This window comes from Sphingorhabdus sp. (assembly GCF_050921905.1).
In the GTDB taxonomy this organism is placed as follows: Bacteria; Pseudomonadota; Alphaproteobacteria; order Sphingomonadales; family Sphingomonadaceae; genus Sphingorhabdus_B.
Genome location: NZ_CP050888.1, coordinates 24,556 through 37,279, shown reverse-complemented (window position 1 = coordinate 37,279; position 12,724 = coordinate 24,556). Strand labels below are relative to the sequence as shown.

Annotated in this window: 16 protein-coding genes; 6 read left to right on the top strand and 10 right to left on the bottom strand. The window is 57.3% G+C overall.

Features of this window, described 5'->3' with window-relative positions:
* Nucleotides 1-5: 5 nt before the first annotated feature.
* From aroC to HEQ18_RS00155, 6 genes are all read right to left on the bottom strand, one after another.
* On the bottom strand, nt 6-1,082 hold the full coding sequence (aroC, locus tag HEQ18_RS00180) for a chorismate synthase (protein ID WP_397604689.1): 1,077 nt from the start codon (nt 1,080-1,082) through the stop codon (nt 6-8).
* Entirely contained in the window at nt 1,072-1,407 is a 336-nt protein-coding gene (locus tag HEQ18_RS00175; RefSeq protein WP_397604688.1) for a hypothetical protein, read from the bottom strand. Before HEQ18_RS00175 ends, aroC begins: the two co-directional genes overlap by 11 nt.
* The gene (fabI, locus tag HEQ18_RS00170; RefSeq protein WP_432815051.1) at nt 1,407-2,234 is read right to left on the bottom strand and encodes an enoyl-ACP reductase FabI; all 828 of its coding nucleotides are present in this window, start codon (nt 2,232-2,234) and stop codon (nt 1,407-1,409) included. The genes HEQ18_RS00175 and fabI overlap by 1 nt, the downstream gene beginning before the upstream one ends.
* Nucleotides 2,235-2,241: 7 nt before the next feature.
* Nucleotides 2,242-3,204, bottom strand: a complete 963-nt coding sequence (locus HEQ18_RS00165; RefSeq protein WP_397604686.1) for a YihY/virulence factor BrkB family protein — start codon at nt 3,202-3,204, stop codon at nt 2,242-2,244.
* On the bottom strand, nt 3,197-4,123 hold the full coding sequence (locus tag HEQ18_RS00160) for a DnaJ C-terminal domain-containing protein (protein ID WP_432815050.1): 927 nt from the start codon (nt 4,121-4,123) through the stop codon (nt 3,197-3,199). The genes HEQ18_RS00165 and HEQ18_RS00160 overlap by 8 nt, the downstream gene beginning before the upstream one ends.
* A 62-nt stretch (nt 4,124-4,185) precedes the next feature.
* A complete protein-coding gene (locus HEQ18_RS00155) occupies nt 4,186-4,641 on the bottom strand; it encodes an ABA4-like family protein (RefSeq protein WP_432815049.1) in 456 nt (151 codons plus the stop codon).
* A gap of 63 nt (nt 4,642-4,704) precedes the next feature.
* Here HEQ18_RS00155 and pdxH point away from each other — a divergent pair, with 63 nt between their 5' ends.
* The 4 genes from pdxH to HEQ18_RS00135 are packed head-to-tail and all read left to right on the top strand — an operon-like array spanning nt 4,705 to nt 7,369.
* Nucleotides 4,705-5,301, top strand: a complete 597-nt coding sequence (gene pdxH / locus HEQ18_RS00150; protein ID WP_432815048.1) for a pyridoxamine 5'-phosphate oxidase — start codon at nt 4,705-4,707, stop codon at nt 5,299-5,301.
* Between the two features lie 10 nt (nt 5,302-5,311).
* A complete protein-coding gene (locus tag HEQ18_RS00145) occupies nt 5,312-6,265 on the top strand; it encodes a cation diffusion facilitator family transporter (RefSeq protein WP_432816012.1) in 954 nt (317 codons plus the stop codon).
* A complete protein-coding gene (locus tag HEQ18_RS00140; protein ID WP_432815047.1) occupies nt 6,255-7,055 on the top strand; it encodes a PhzF family phenazine biosynthesis protein in 801 nt (266 codons plus the stop codon). Before HEQ18_RS00145 ends, HEQ18_RS00140 begins: the two co-directional genes overlap by 11 nt.
* Nucleotides 7,056-7,090: 35 nt before the next feature.
* Nucleotides 7,091-7,369: a hypothetical protein gene (locus HEQ18_RS00135; RefSeq protein ID WP_432815046.1), complete on the top strand. Its 279-nt coding sequence runs from the start codon at nt 7,091-7,093 to the stop codon at nt 7,367-7,369.
* 61 nt (nt 7,370-7,430) lie between these two features.
* On the opposite strand, the gene HEQ18_RS00130 is transcribed toward HEQ18_RS00135, so the two are convergent.
* Nucleotides 7,431-7,880 (bottom strand): peptidylprolyl isomerase, encoded by a 450-nt coding sequence (locus tag HEQ18_RS00130; RefSeq protein ID WP_397604680.1) that lies wholly within the window; start codon nt 7,878-7,880, stop codon nt 7,431-7,433.
* Between the two features lie 156 nt (nt 7,881-8,036).
* On the opposite strand from HEQ18_RS00130, the gene mgtE reads away from it, so the two are divergent.
* Both mgtE and HEQ18_RS00120 read left to right on the top strand, forming a co-directional pair.
* Nucleotides 8,037-9,446: a magnesium transporter gene (gene mgtE, locus HEQ18_RS00125; protein ID WP_397604679.1), complete on the top strand. Its 1,410-nt coding sequence runs from the start codon at nt 8,037-8,039 to the stop codon at nt 9,444-9,446.
* Nucleotides 9,447-9,470: 24 nt separating this feature from the next.
* Nucleotides 9,471-9,875: a DUF1489 family protein gene (locus HEQ18_RS00120; protein ID WP_397604678.1), complete on the top strand. Its 405-nt coding sequence runs from the start codon at nt 9,471-9,473 to the stop codon at nt 9,873-9,875.
* On the opposite strand, the gene HEQ18_RS00115 is transcribed toward HEQ18_RS00120, so the two are convergent.
* Genes HEQ18_RS00115 through HEQ18_RS00105 form a run of 3 tightly spaced genes read right to left on the bottom strand, consistent with a single transcriptional unit; the run spans nt 9,872 to nt 12,724 of the window.
* Nucleotides 9,872-10,546 (bottom strand): DsbA family oxidoreductase, encoded by a 675-nt coding sequence (locus tag HEQ18_RS00115; RefSeq protein WP_432815045.1) that lies wholly within the window; start codon nt 10,544-10,546, stop codon nt 9,872-9,874. The two genes, HEQ18_RS00120 and HEQ18_RS00115, sit on opposite strands and share 4 nt — an antisense overlap.
* A complete protein-coding gene (gene nudC, locus HEQ18_RS00110; RefSeq protein ID WP_432815044.1) occupies nt 10,543-11,412 on the bottom strand; it encodes an NAD(+) diphosphatase in 870 nt (289 codons plus the stop codon). The genes HEQ18_RS00115 and nudC overlap by 4 nt, the downstream gene beginning before the upstream one ends.
* A gap of 16 nt (nt 11,413-11,428) precedes the next feature.
* Nucleotides 11,429-12,724: a serine hydrolase domain-containing protein gene (locus HEQ18_RS00105; protein WP_432815043.1), complete on the bottom strand. Its 1,296-nt coding sequence runs from the start codon at nt 12,722-12,724 to the stop codon at nt 11,429-11,431.

The following is a 12,724-nucleotide window of genomic DNA, read 5'->3' as shown; positions in this document are numbered from 1 at the left end:
CGCCCCTAACCGCATTGCGCGCGGTGCAGAAGCTTCTGATCGGCCAGTACCAACGCCATCATCGCCGCCACAACGGGCGTGCCTCGGATGCCCACGCAAGGGTCATGGCGGCCCTTGGTGACTATGTCCGTGGCGTCGCCGTCGCGGGTGACGGTTTCAACGGGCGTGAGGATGGATGACGTTGGCTTGAACGCGACGCGCACCAAAATAGGTTGCCCCGTAGAAATGCCGCCGGCGATACCGCCTGCATTATTCGCCAGAAATTCGGGGTGGTTTGACCCTGCGCTGGCTGGCCGCATCCGGTCGGCATTTTCCTCACCACGCAGACGCGCTGCGCCAAAGCCTGCGCCAATCTCCACGCCTTTTACCGCGTTGATGCTCATCATGGCCGACGCGAGCTCGCTGTCGAGCTTGGCATAAAGCGGCGCGCCCCAACCGGGGGGAACGCCGGTGGCCACGCATTCGATGACCGCACCAAGCGAGGAACCAGCCTTGCGCGCTTCATCGACCAATTTTTCCCAGCGACCCGCCGCCGCTTCATCGGGGCAAAAGAACGGATTTTTATCAATCTGTGACGCTTCGAAATTATCGCGATTAATTGCATCGCCACCGATTTCGGCGACATAAGCCATGATTTCAACGTCCGGTATCACTGCCCGTGCCACTGCACCCGCCGCAACCCGCGCCGCAGTTTCACGCGCGCTGGATCGGCCACCGCCGCGATAGTCGCGAAAGCCGTATTTGGCGTCATAGCTGTAATCGGCATGGCCAGGACGATAGGCCTTGGCGACGTCGGAATAATCCTTCGACCGTTGGTCCACATTTTCTATCATCAATGAAATTGGCGTACCTGTCGTCCGGCCTTCAAATACGCCGGACAATATCCGCACGGCATCGGGTTCCTGCCGCTGCGTCGTGAAGCGCGACGTGCCGGGACGCCTTTGGTCCAGAAATGGCTGAATATCCGCCTCAGACAAAGCAAGGCCCGGAGGACAGCCATCGACCAACGCGCCAAGCGCCGGACCATGCGATTCGCCCCAAGTCGAAAAACGGAACACGCGGCCAAAGGTATTAAAGCTCATTTGCTGTTTCCGTTTTCTGCACATTTCCCGAACGATAGCGCACCTGCTCCTTGCCCAACCAAGTCCGGATTGCACGGAAAATGATCAGTGCGATTGCGACACCCATCACGCGGGCCGCGTTGGGATAACCGTATATCGTGCCAATACGGCCTGCCCATACAAATGCGCCGATGATACCTAAAAAACCCGCCATCGAGACAAAGGCGTCCAACAAAGGCGGCAAGCCCTCCCAATAGCGACGCGCGTGCAAATAGCCGTGGACGCCAACCAGCATGGCACAGGCTGCCAGAAGAAGAACCAGCGCGTCGCTATGCCCCTCAAACATTAGGAGACAGCGATATCAGGAGCATCCTCCTGTTTCATGCCGACGGTGTGATAGCCTGCGTCAACATGGTGGACTTCGCCCGTCACCCCTGCGGCAAGGTCGGACAGGAAATACAGCGCCGAAGAACCGACATCATCAATCGTGACATTGCGGCGCAGCGGTGTATTCAATTCATTCCATTTCAATATGTATCGGAAATCGCCAATGCCCGACGCCGCCAGCGTTTTGATGGGGCCAGCCGAAATGGCGTTGACGCGAATGCCCTGCGGCCCCACGTCATTGGCCAGATATTTGACCGATGTTTCCAGCGCAGCCTTTGCCACGCCCATGACGTTATAATGCGGCATGACCTTTTCTGCGCCATAATAGCTCAATGTCAGCAGCGATCCGCCGCCTTCGCCGGTTTCGGGATCGAGCGGCTTCATCATCGCCGCAGCGCGCTTGGCGACAGCAGTGAAGCTATAAACGCTGATGTTCATGGTCATCAGGAAGTCCTCCAATCCGACCTCATAATATTTGCCGCGCAACGCCTCTTTATTGGTGAAGCCAATGGCATGAACCACGAAATCGATGGTTGGCCATCTGTCCGCCAGCGTTTCAAATGCGCGGTCGAGATTGGCCATGTCCGCAACGTCGCAGTCGATCAGGAAATCACAATCCAGTTGCGCCGCCAATGGCCGGACGCGCTTTTCCATGACTTCACCCTGATAGCTGAAGGCCAGTTCGGCACCTTCGGCATGCAAGCGCTTTGCAATACCCCATGCGAGCGACTTGTCATTGGCAAGCCCCATAATCAGCCCGCGTTTACCTGCCATCAATCCGGTCATAATATCCTCATTCGTCAGCGATATTTACTTTGGCTTGCCTTAGTCCATTTTCATGTGCGTTGGCCAGCGCCGCGTTCAACTGCGCCCCTGTTACCAAGCCAAGGCCGATCAGGTAAAAGAAAATGAGCGCAACCATCACCCCTGCCAGACTGCCATAAGCAAGATCATAATTGCTAACGCGCGACAGGAACATGGGCAGTAACGCGGTTAACCCCAGCCACCAAATGCTTACAAAGGCCGCCCCAGGCCATTTCGGGAAGTCGGGGGAGCGATATTTGGACGGCGTCAGCCCCGCAAAAATGACATAAATCGCCGCAAATAAGACGACAAAGGGAATGATGCGCCCCCAAGCGAAATAGCTCGATACGGCCTGCGCGGTGGGGATGTAGCGATATACGAGGTCTTCAGCCGCAGTGACTATCACCTGCGCGGAAAACGCGCCCATCGCCAGAACGACCGAAGCGATGATCGCACCCAGCGAGCCCAACCGGTAATGCCAGAAAGCACGGCTGGGTGTTGCGCCATAAGCGCGATGCAACACGTCGCGAAAGGTTTCGATAAGACTTGCTGCTGTCCACAGGCTGACCCCCGCGCTGAGCCACAATAAGGGGCCCGAACGCGCGGTCATGGCCGACTGGATGGGTAATTGAAGGGCGCTGGCGACGCTGGGCGGCACCGTTTTAAAAAATGCTTCGATTAACGCTAGGCCAGACTCGGTTTGGCCAAATGCACCCGCGATCGCCGCCGCCACGACGCAAAAGGCAAATAAGGACAGCAAGGACAGATAGGCAAAATTGCCCGCGTGAATGAAACCGTCGCTATAAACGCCCAAGCCGACGCGCTTGACCACTTCAATGACCTGACCCGGAAGGCCGAGCCGCGCAAACCATTTGGCTTCGCTTTCATGGGCAAGCGTTGTCGCCGGAAGATGTGCACGCGCCTCCGGTGACAGAGGCGAAATTTCAGACACGCAAATTCTCCCGGACAGGGCTGTCCGAGAAAACGTCACTTATCCGCGCAAGTTCCGCCGGGTCCGTGGGCAGATGGATCATCAACGTCACAAGCTGATCACCCCGCGCGCCGGTCTTGGTGGTAAAGCCGCGGCCCTTGATCCGCAGGACAGCACCAGAATTGGTGCGTGGCGGGACGGTCAACATCACTGCGCCATCAACCGTCGGCACTTTGACCTTGCCGCCTGCTACCGCCTCTTTCAGTGAAATTGGCAAATCAATGCGGATATTATCGCCATCCCGCACCAAATGTGGATGCTTGCCAATCTGGAGCGTCACCATCGCGTCGCCATGGCCGCCGGGGCCGGGCTGCCCCTTGCCGGGAATACGGATTTGCTGCCCCGCAACTATGCCAGCGGGCAGTTTGAATTCCACCGTCTTGCCATCGCCCAGCATGATGCGTTGCGGCGCAAGCGTGGCGGCGTCTGTGAACGACACCAAATGCGCATAGGCAATGTTCGCGCCCTTGGGCGGCGGTGCTTGCTGCGGACGTGGGCCGGGTCCAGCGCCTGGGCGTGCACCGCCCCCGCCGCCAAACAGACCATCAAATATATCGCCCAGGTCAATGCCGCCACTGCCGAAATCGAAATTGCCACCCGCTGGGCCACCTTGGCTATGGCCACCACCGCCGCCAAAAGGATTACCCGTAAAGCGCGGCTGCCCGTTTTCATCAATCTCACCGCGATCATATTGACCGCGTTTTTTAGGGTCGGACAATAGGTCATAGGCTTGCGTAACTTCGCTGAACCGATCCGACGCCTTTGGATTGTCCTTGTTCTTGTCGGGGTGCAATTCCTTCGCCAGCTTGCGATAGGCGACCTTAATCGCCTTGCCGTCCGCCCCCTTGGACACACCTAATATGGAATAAGGATCTGCCATTCTTGTCCCTGCTACTCTGTTACTCTACTACCCGTCTTACATTGGTATTACGGTCCCCCGAGTCAACTTGGAAGCACGGCTTGATTGGGTTTTTCGCCCTTTATCTGGCGTAGCAGAAGATAAAGCAGCAAGCCAATCGGCCCTGCCATTAATGTAAAGAACAATATCGGGGCCTGCAGCCAGCGGGATATTTTATGCGCATCGGCATTGCGCGCGATCCAGATGCCGACAAACAGGTCAAAGGCCAAATAATGTATCCAGCCAATCGTTGCACCCCCAGGCGAGTCAAACAACGCCATCACGCCTGCCAAAGTCGTAAAGTCCGCTGGCGGGCGTCCCACGGGTCCACCGTCCGAAATCCAGCCTGCCATCAACGGAATGATAAGGCCCGCATAGAGGCATAAGAGCAAGACCGCCCCTGCAAAAAAGACAAAAGGCACAACGCGCGCGCGTTTCGGCGCAAACGCCAAAATCACCCAGCCAAGCAAAGCCCATGCATTGGCGAACCCAAATATCATGTCCCAGTTCATTTTATCGTCTAGCCCCTTTTAACCCGCATCAGTCTAGCCTATCGGTGGATTATGGAAAGACCTGATCCCTTTAGCCTGTTCGACACCTGGTTTGCCGAAGCGCGCACCACCGAAATCAATGACTCCAACGCCATGGCATTGGCGACCACGGGCGCGGATGGGCAGCCTTCGGTGCGCATGGTGCTGTTGAAAGGCCATGGCCGCGATCTGGGCACGCATGGCGGATTTATATTCTACACCAATTTTGAAAGCCGCAAGGCCATGCAATTGTTGGACAATGCGCATGTTGCCTTGCTATTTCATTGGAAATCCTTGCGGCGGCAAATTCGTATTGAGGGTGCGGCCAATCCCGTCGACGATGCGACCGCTGATGCCTATTTTGCCACGCGTTCACGCAATTCGCAGCTTGGCGCATGGGCGTCCGACCAGTCGCGCCCGCTTGCCGACCGCGCCACGTTTGAAGCGCGCTTTGCCGAGGTGGAGGCCCGCTTTGACGGCGAAAACGTCCCGCGCCCGCCACATTGGTCCGGCTGGATGGTGAACCCAAAGCGTATCGAATTTTGGCAAGACCGTGAATTCCGCCTGCACGAGCGTTGGCTGTATGAACGTGATGGCGACGGCTGGACAAGCGGCATGCTGTACCCATGATGTTTACACGATGAGCCTTGGGCATAATCACCATCACCATGCGCATGGTGATTTAACCAAGCGCGCGGCCATAGCCAGCGTATCGGTAGCGCTGTTTCTGCTGGCGCTAAAGATATTTGCGGCAGCCGAAACCGGTTCAGTCGCCTTATTGGCCTCTTTGGCAGACACCGGCTTTGATGTTTTGGCATCCTTGCTGACACTGTTCAGCGTCCGTTATGCCGCCATGCCCGCCGATGATGACCACCGGTTCGGCCATGGCAAGGCAGAGGCGCTGTCTGCGCTGTTTCAGGTCATATTGATCACCGTATCGGCCATATTTATCGCATGGCGCGCCATTATGCGCTTGGGCGCGCAGGAACAGACCGCGCATCCCGAATATGGCATTGGCGTGTCGGTCATTGCCATCGTCGCCACACTGGGTTTGCTCGCCTATCAACGGCATGTGGTCCGCAAAACCGGATCGGTCGCGATTCAAGCCGACCATGTGCATTATCAAAGCGACCTGTTGCTCAACGTCGCGGTGATCGTTGCCATACTGCTCGACAATATGTTGAATGTGCGGGGGGCCGATCCATTATTCGGCATTGCGATTGCTGCTTGGTTATCATGGGGTGCATATCGCGCCGCGCGCTTGGCGCTCGACCAGTTGCTGGACCGCGAATGGCCGGAAGAAAAAAGGCAGCGCTTCATTGAAGTCGCGCTGCGCCATCCTGAATTGCGCGGCATTCACGATATGCGCACCCGTTCCAGCGGCGCGCATGATTTTTGCCAATTCCATGTATGGGTTGACCCGAATATGACGGTTGCGGCGGCACATGATATCATGGATGAGGTGGAACAAGCGTTGATGGACGCATTTCCGGGCGTCGAAGTCTTGATTCACCCTGACCCCGAAGGCCATAAGGACGAGATGGGCTATATCCCGGCGAAAACCATAGAGCGTGGCGAGGAACATGACGACTGAACTGCCATATTATCATGTAGACGCCTTTGCTGACCGTCCCTTCACGGGTAATCAGGCCGCTGTGATGCCGCTGACCGCATATTTGGATGACGCCGTGCTTCAGGCGATTGCGGAGGAAAACAATTTCGCGGAAACTGCCTTTTATGTGCCCGACGCAACAGGCGCGGCGGATTATGAACTGCGCTGGTTTACGCCGGAGGTAGAAATTCGCCTCTGCGGCCATGCGACATTGGCAAGCGGGCATATCTTCTTGAGCCAAAATCCCGCGCTGGACCGCGTGACATTCCGCACACGCAAAGCAGGGATTTTGGAAGTGCGCCGCGCAGGCGATGCTTATGCTGTCGCCCTACCCGCCATTCCGACCGAGCAGGTCTACAATGCGGACATGATGGCCGCGATGGGTGGCAAGCCTTTGTCGATGCGCAGCAACCCCGACAGCTATAATATGTTCGTCTACGCTACTGCCGCAGAAATACTGGCGCTCAAACCCGATATGAAGGCTTTGGCGACGTTAGGCGATGACAGCTTCACCGCCACCGCACGCGGCGACGACACCGATATCGTCAGCCGCGTATTCGTGCCCGGTGCAGGCGTAGATGAAGACAGCGTCACCGGCAGCGCCCATGCGGTCATCGCGCCTTATTGGGCATCGGTTCTTGGCCGCGACAGCTTCACCGCCTATCAGGCATCGGCGCGCGGCGGCTATTTGGGCTGCCAATTGGAGGGCGACAGAGTTTGGTTGTCAGGCCATTGTTTTACGGTAGTAAAGGGTATGTTCAGCTTACGCTGACCATCAAAGACATTCCATAGGTTAAAGGATCATTTATGCTAAAGTCATTCGCCGTCTTGTCGGCACTCCTGCTTTCACCCGCCGTCATGGCGCAAGATGCCCCCCCGCCCCCGCCAAGCGGCGGCATGCCACAACCAGAGCAGATTTTAGCGTTCATGGACGCCAATAAGGACGGCTTCATCGCAAAGGATGAAGCACAAGGGCCATTGGTTGAGTATTTTGCGAATATTGATGCCGATAAGGACGAAAAGATTTCTTTGGAAGAATTGAAAGCCGCTATGGCAGCAATGCGTCCACCAGAGCCCTCGCAATAACCGCATCATACATGCGTGAGACGCGTGGGAAGCCAATAGGCCTCCCGCGCGTTTTTTCTTATTAAGCGACAGTAGCCTTGCGGATGACGCCTGGGTTCGCAGGTGGCTCGCCCTTTGGCAAAGCGTCGATATGCTCCATACCGCTGATCACTTGGCCCCAGACGGTGTACTGACGGTCCAAGAAGCTGGCATCGTCAAAACAGATGAAAAACTGGCTGTTGGCGGTGTTCGGATCATTGGTCCGCGCCATGGAGCAAACGCCGCGCACATGTGGTTCGGCATTAAATTCCTGCTTCAGATTTGGCTTCGACGAACCGCCCATGCCGGTGCCATTGGGGCAACCGCCCTGCGCCATGAAGCCGGGGATAACGCGGTGAAACTTCACGCCATCGTAAAAGCCTTCACCTGCAAGTTCGGTGATGCGGGCAACGTGGTTGGGTGCCAGATCAGGACGCAGCTTGATAACAACGTCGCCGCTGTCGAGCGAAAGGGTAAGTGTTTCATCGGCCATATTGATATTCCTTTAGGCGTGGGAAATGGATGACGGCTGCCCTAGGGGATGGATACCAATGGTGCAAAGCCAAAATCATTGCATTTTGACGCCGCCTGCGTAGGAGGGGCGAATATTTACTATAACGTCTCAGATGGAAAAACGGGAGGCCCGCAATTGACCAGCGACATCGCCAACCCGACCGTCATTGACCCCGAAATCGTGGAAACGCTGGACGAAGACAATCGCCTGACGCGAGACTATGTCGACCGCGTTCTCGATGCGGTCGAGAACGGCAATCTCGACGAAGTCTACCGGCTGGTCGAACCGCTGCACGAAGCTGACATTGCCGACCTGCTCGAACTGACGCCATCCGAACGGCGCGGCGTACTCGCCATCAGCCTGGGCGACCTCATGAGCGCCGAGGTATTGGCCGAGGTCAACGATTATGTCCGCGAGGACATCATCGACGCCCTGCCTGCGTCGCAAGTCGCCGGACTTGCCGGGCAGTTGGATACCGATGACGCGGTTGCGATTATCGAGGATATGGAGGCGGAGGACCAGCAAGCCGTTTTGGCCGAGCTGGACCCCGCAGACCGCGCCGTCATCGAAGATGCTTTGTCGTATCCCGACGAATCCGCGGGCCGTATCATGCAGCGCGAACTGGTCGCGGTGCCGGAGCATATGACCGTTGGTCAGCTCATCGATTATCTGCGCGACCACCAAGACCTGACCACAGAATTCTGGGAAGTTTTCGTCGTCGATCCGCAGCATAAGCCCGTTGGCACATGCAAATTGAGCTGGATCATGCGCAGCCAGCGCAAGGTGCCGGTCAGCGAAATCATGATGCATGAACAAACGCTCATCCCGGTCGATATGGATCAGGAAGAGGTCGCTTTACGCTTTCAGAAATATGCGCTCATTTCCGCCGCTGTTGTCGATGGTTCTGGCCGGTTGGTGGGTGTCATCACCGCCGATGACATTGTCCATATTGTTCAGGAAGAAGCCGACGAAGATATCCTGCGGCTGTCCGGTGCAGGCGAAGGCGACATTAACGAGCCCATTTCGGAAAGCTACAAGGCGCGCGTGCGCTGGCTGATTGCCAATCTGGGCACGGCGATGGTCGCAAGTTTCATCATTGCACAATTTGGCGCGGCCATTGAAACGATGGTTGCGCTGGCGGTCCTAATGCCCATTGTTGCGTCGATAGGCGGCAATGCGGGAACGCAGACATTGGCCGTGACGGTGCGCGCGCTGGCCACCAATCAGTTGACTCAATCCAACACCATGCGCTCGATTTGGCGCGAGATACGGGTCGCCTTGCTCATCGGCGCGACGATCGCGGTGATCGCAGGCTTGGGCGCGGGCGTGATTTTTGGCAACTGGCTGCTCGCCAGTGTCATTGCGGTCGCGATATTGTGCAACATTTCGCTCGCTGGATTGTCCGGCGTTGCAATTCCGGTGGTGCTGGACCGGCTGGATCAGGACCCTGCGGTATCAAGCTCCATCTTTGTGACGATGATAACCGATTCGATGGGCTTTCTCATCTTTCTTGGCCTTGCGGTTTTCAGCGGCCTTGCCGGTTAGCCGCGCCGTTCGCAAATCGCCTCCATGCCATTGAACATGACCAAAATCGCCTTTGGCGCGCAAAGCCCGCAGCATTTGCGGGAACGCCTTGCGACCTATGCCCAAGACGGCGAAGTCCGCTTAACCACCCGCTATTTGCCCAAGCGCGTCGCAGAAATGGCGGGCGGTTCGCTCTATTGGATTCACACGCATACGATCATCGGCAGAAGCCCGATTATCGGCTTTATGGAAAATGGTGCTGGCCGGCATTGGATCCGCATTGTACCCCAACTCATCACCGTCCGCACCACACCCAAGCGCGCACATCAGGGCTGGCGCTATCTCGAAGAAGCCAACGCCCCACCTGACCTCGACTCTGTCGAAACCGACGGCCGCGACGAAATGTCACCGAAGATGCTGAATGACCTGATGAAGATGGGGTTGGTTTAAGCCGCCGCCCGCTTCGCCAACACCTTGTTAATCACATCGGCGAAGGTCTCGGCGCTTTGGGCGCCGGGGACCATGTATTTTTGGTCGAAGATGATTGCAGGAACGCCAGTGATATTTTGGTCGGTCCAATGCGCCATTTCTGCCCGCACGCTGGTGGTGAGCGCGGCATCGTTGATCCATGCCAAGGCGACATCGCGGTCCATGCCTTGCGCTTCGGCGATATCGCACAAGACGTCGGTGTCGCTGACATCGCGGCGGTCCTGAAAATAGGCGGTGAATAACGCCATTTTCAACGCGGTCTGCGCACGCCAGCCACGTTCGCTGCCAAAGATGGTGAGCAATTTATGCGCGTTGAAGCTGTTATAAATGCGCATGCCGTCGCCATAATTGAACGCAAAGCCAACATTGTTGCCGATGTCGGACAATCTATTCCGGTTCGCACGGCTTTGTTCGGGCGTGCTGCCATATTTGCGCGCGATATGCTCGGCGGTATCCTCGCCTTCGGGCGGCATGTTTGGGTTGAGTTCGAACGGATGCCAGTAAGTTTCGGCGGCAATGTCTTGGCCGACCAACGCGAGCGCCTGCTCCACTTGCTTCAGGCCAATGATGCACCATGGGCATACCACGTCGGAGACGATGTCGATGCGCAATGGAACAGCGTCGGGGTTCACTGCGATACCCAATGGCGCAGCAGGCTATGCGCTATGGCAAAGGGTGGCGGCGCGTTGAAGCGACGGTCGGCCTCACCCTTTAGAGCAGCTATGGCCTCATCCTTCGTCACCCACATCGCATCTTCAATCTCGGTTGTGTCGAGCGTGAGTGCATCGCCCAACGCATCGGCGGTGCACGCAATCATCAATTGCGACCCGCCGAAAGGCCAGGGCTGGCTGGTGACATAACGCACCGCGCCGCAGGTGACGCCGGCCTCTTCATGGATTTCGCGGCGAACGGCCTCTTCAATGCATTCGCCGGGTTCCAAAAAGCCCGCTAGCGCCGAATAATTGCCCGGCGGGAAGCGCGATTGCCGTCCGACCAGTGCCTTGCCTTCAAATTCGGCGAGCATGATGACCACAGGGTCGGTGCGCGGAAAATGTTCCTTTTGGCAATTGCCGCATTTGCGGCCCCAGCCTGCGCGGAACAGCGCCGTCGCCGCGCCGCATCGTCCGCAGAAACGATGGCCATTATGCCATTCGATCAGGCTGCGCGCCGTGCCATAAATCGCGGCATCCTCGGCGGGTAACATCGATAAAGCGCGCCAGATAGCAGGCGAACGAAACGCATCGCCCGTTGCATCGACCAACGCCACAAAATGCGGCTTTCCATCGGAAAGGCCAAGCAGGATCAGCTCTTCCGAACCGTCCAGTTCGGCCAAGGAATGCCAGTGCAACCCGCCTGCATCGCTGACACGCGGGTCAAGCCCGTCAAGCCCCAACACCCGCGCGCGCCAGTCCCCGAGCAACAGGCCATAAGCCTCTGCATCATTGCGCACGCGGTCAGCGCGGTCGAGCGGGGAGCCCGTAAAACCCGGAGCCATCATCGGATCAGGCACCGGATCAGGCTGGCAAGCCTAAGTCCTTCAGGACCCATTTGGCGAAGTCTTCATGGAACGGATAGACACTGCTTGGCATATATTGCGCCATGCAGACGGCGCGCAACTTGCGTCTTGGGTCGACAAAAGCCACCGTTCCAGCCGCACCGCCCCAGCCGAATACGCCAGCATTCACGCCCTTGCCAACCCGGCCACCCGCACCAAAGCCAGCGCCGTTGGCATAAGTGCCGTCGGTTGAAACGGCCGATGGCAGTAGATCGGACATAGCAAGCTTGGCAGTCGCGGTTGACATCACGCGGACGCCATCCAATTCACCATGATTAGCGAGCATATTGAGGAAACGGTCATAATCGCGCGCGGACGTCACCATGCCAGCGCCACCAAAGGCAAAGGCTGGCTTGTCGAGGTAAATGCTCGTCGATGCCGGGTCGATGGGGAACAACACGCCATTCACAGGCGCGTAATTGGACACGAAGCGCTTGGTTTCCGACTTGGGCACTTGGAAATAGCTGCTGGTCATTTTCAGCGGTTCAAAAATGCGCGTTTTCAAAAACGCCTCAAAATCCATGCCGCTCGCGACTTCAATCACGCGGCCAAGCAAATCGAGCGAGATCGAATAGCTCCATTTCGTGCCCGGCTCGGCAATCAAAGGCTGCTTTGCCAGACGTTCGGCAAATGTCTTGAGATCAGGGGTGGGCGTGCTTTTTGGCTGGCCCGGAATGGGAAAGCGGCTGATGATGCCCGGCGTGATGCCATTGTCCAGATAGGCCTGAAGCAATGGTCCCTTGGTGACAATCGAGTAGCCCAGACCGGCAGTATGGGTCAGCAAATGGCGCACGGTAATCTGCGTCTTGGCTGGCACCGCATCCAGGCTTTTGTCCGGGTCGGTCAGTACAGTCATATTGGCAAATTCTGGCAGGAAATCGGCAATCGGCTGATCCAGCTTCATCTTGCCTTCGCCGACAAGGATCATCGCGGCAATACCGGTGACAGGCTTTGTCATCGAATAAATACGCCACAATGTGTCGATATTCACAGGTGTCGCTTCGCCCAGTCCTTGCGTGCCAACGGCAACGATATCAGGCAAGCCAGCGGTGCGGCCAATCGATGCGAGAACACCGGGGAGCTTGCCCGAAGAGACATAGCTTTCCAACTGCATCCGGACGGTCGGATATAAATCTGCCGCACGTGCCCAGGCGCGCGCAGGCGCAAATGCGCTTATGGCACCCGCCGCTGCCAATTGGCCGCCCCACGTCAAAAACCCGCGTCGGCCAATCATGGCCTGACCACTATCCTGCAT

What these genes read in the sequence shown, in the direction of transcription:
- aroC (WP_397604689.1), bottom strand. Translation starts at nt 1,082, where the DNA reads ATGAGCTTTAATACCTTTGGCCGCGTGTTCCGTTTTTCGACTTGGGGC.
- HEQ18_RS00175 (WP_397604688.1), bottom strand. Translation starts at nt 1,407, where the DNA reads ATGTTTGAGGGGCATAGCGACGCGCTGGTTCTTCTTCTGGCAGCCTGT.
- fabI (WP_432815051.1), bottom strand. Translation starts at nt 2,234, where the DNA reads ATGACCGGATTGATGGCAGGTAAACGCGGGCTGATTATGGGGCTTGCC.
- HEQ18_RS00160 (WP_432815050.1), bottom strand. Translation starts at nt 4,123, where the DNA reads ATGGCAGATCCTTATTCCATATTAGGTGTGTCCAAGGGGGCGGACGGC.
- HEQ18_RS00155 (WP_432815049.1), bottom strand. Translation starts at nt 4,641, where the DNA reads ATGATATTTGGGTTCGCCAATGCATGGGCTTTGCTTGGCTGGGTGATT.
- pdxH (WP_432815048.1), top strand. Translation starts at nt 4,705, where the DNA reads ATGGAAAGACCTGATCCCTTTAGCCTGTTCGACACCTGGTTTGCCGAA.
- HEQ18_RS00145 (WP_432816012.1), top strand. Translation starts at nt 5,312, where the DNA reads ATGAGCCTTGGGCATAATCACCATCACCATGCGCATGGTGATTTAACC.
- HEQ18_RS00140 (WP_432815047.1), top strand. Translation starts at nt 6,255, where the DNA reads ATGACGACTGAACTGCCATATTATCATGTAGACGCCTTTGCTGACCGT.
- HEQ18_RS00135 (WP_432815046.1), top strand. Translation starts at nt 7,091, where the DNA reads ATGCTAAAGTCATTCGCCGTCTTGTCGGCACTCCTGCTTTCACCCGCC.
- HEQ18_RS00130 (WP_397604680.1), bottom strand. Translation starts at nt 7,880, where the DNA reads ATGGCCGATGAAACACTTACCCTTTCGCTCGACAGCGGCGACGTTGTT.
- HEQ18_RS00120 (WP_397604678.1), top strand. Translation starts at nt 9,471, where the DNA reads ATGCCATTGAACATGACCAAAATCGCCTTTGGCGCGCAAAGCCCGCAG.
- nudC (WP_432815044.1), bottom strand. Translation starts at nt 11,412, where the DNA reads ATGATGGCTCCGGGTTTTACGGGCTCCCCGCTCGACCGCGCTGACCGC.
- HEQ18_RS00105 (WP_432815043.1), bottom strand. Translation starts at nt 12,724, where the DNA reads ATGCAGGATAGTGGTCAGGCCATGATTGGCCGACGCGGGTTTTTGACG.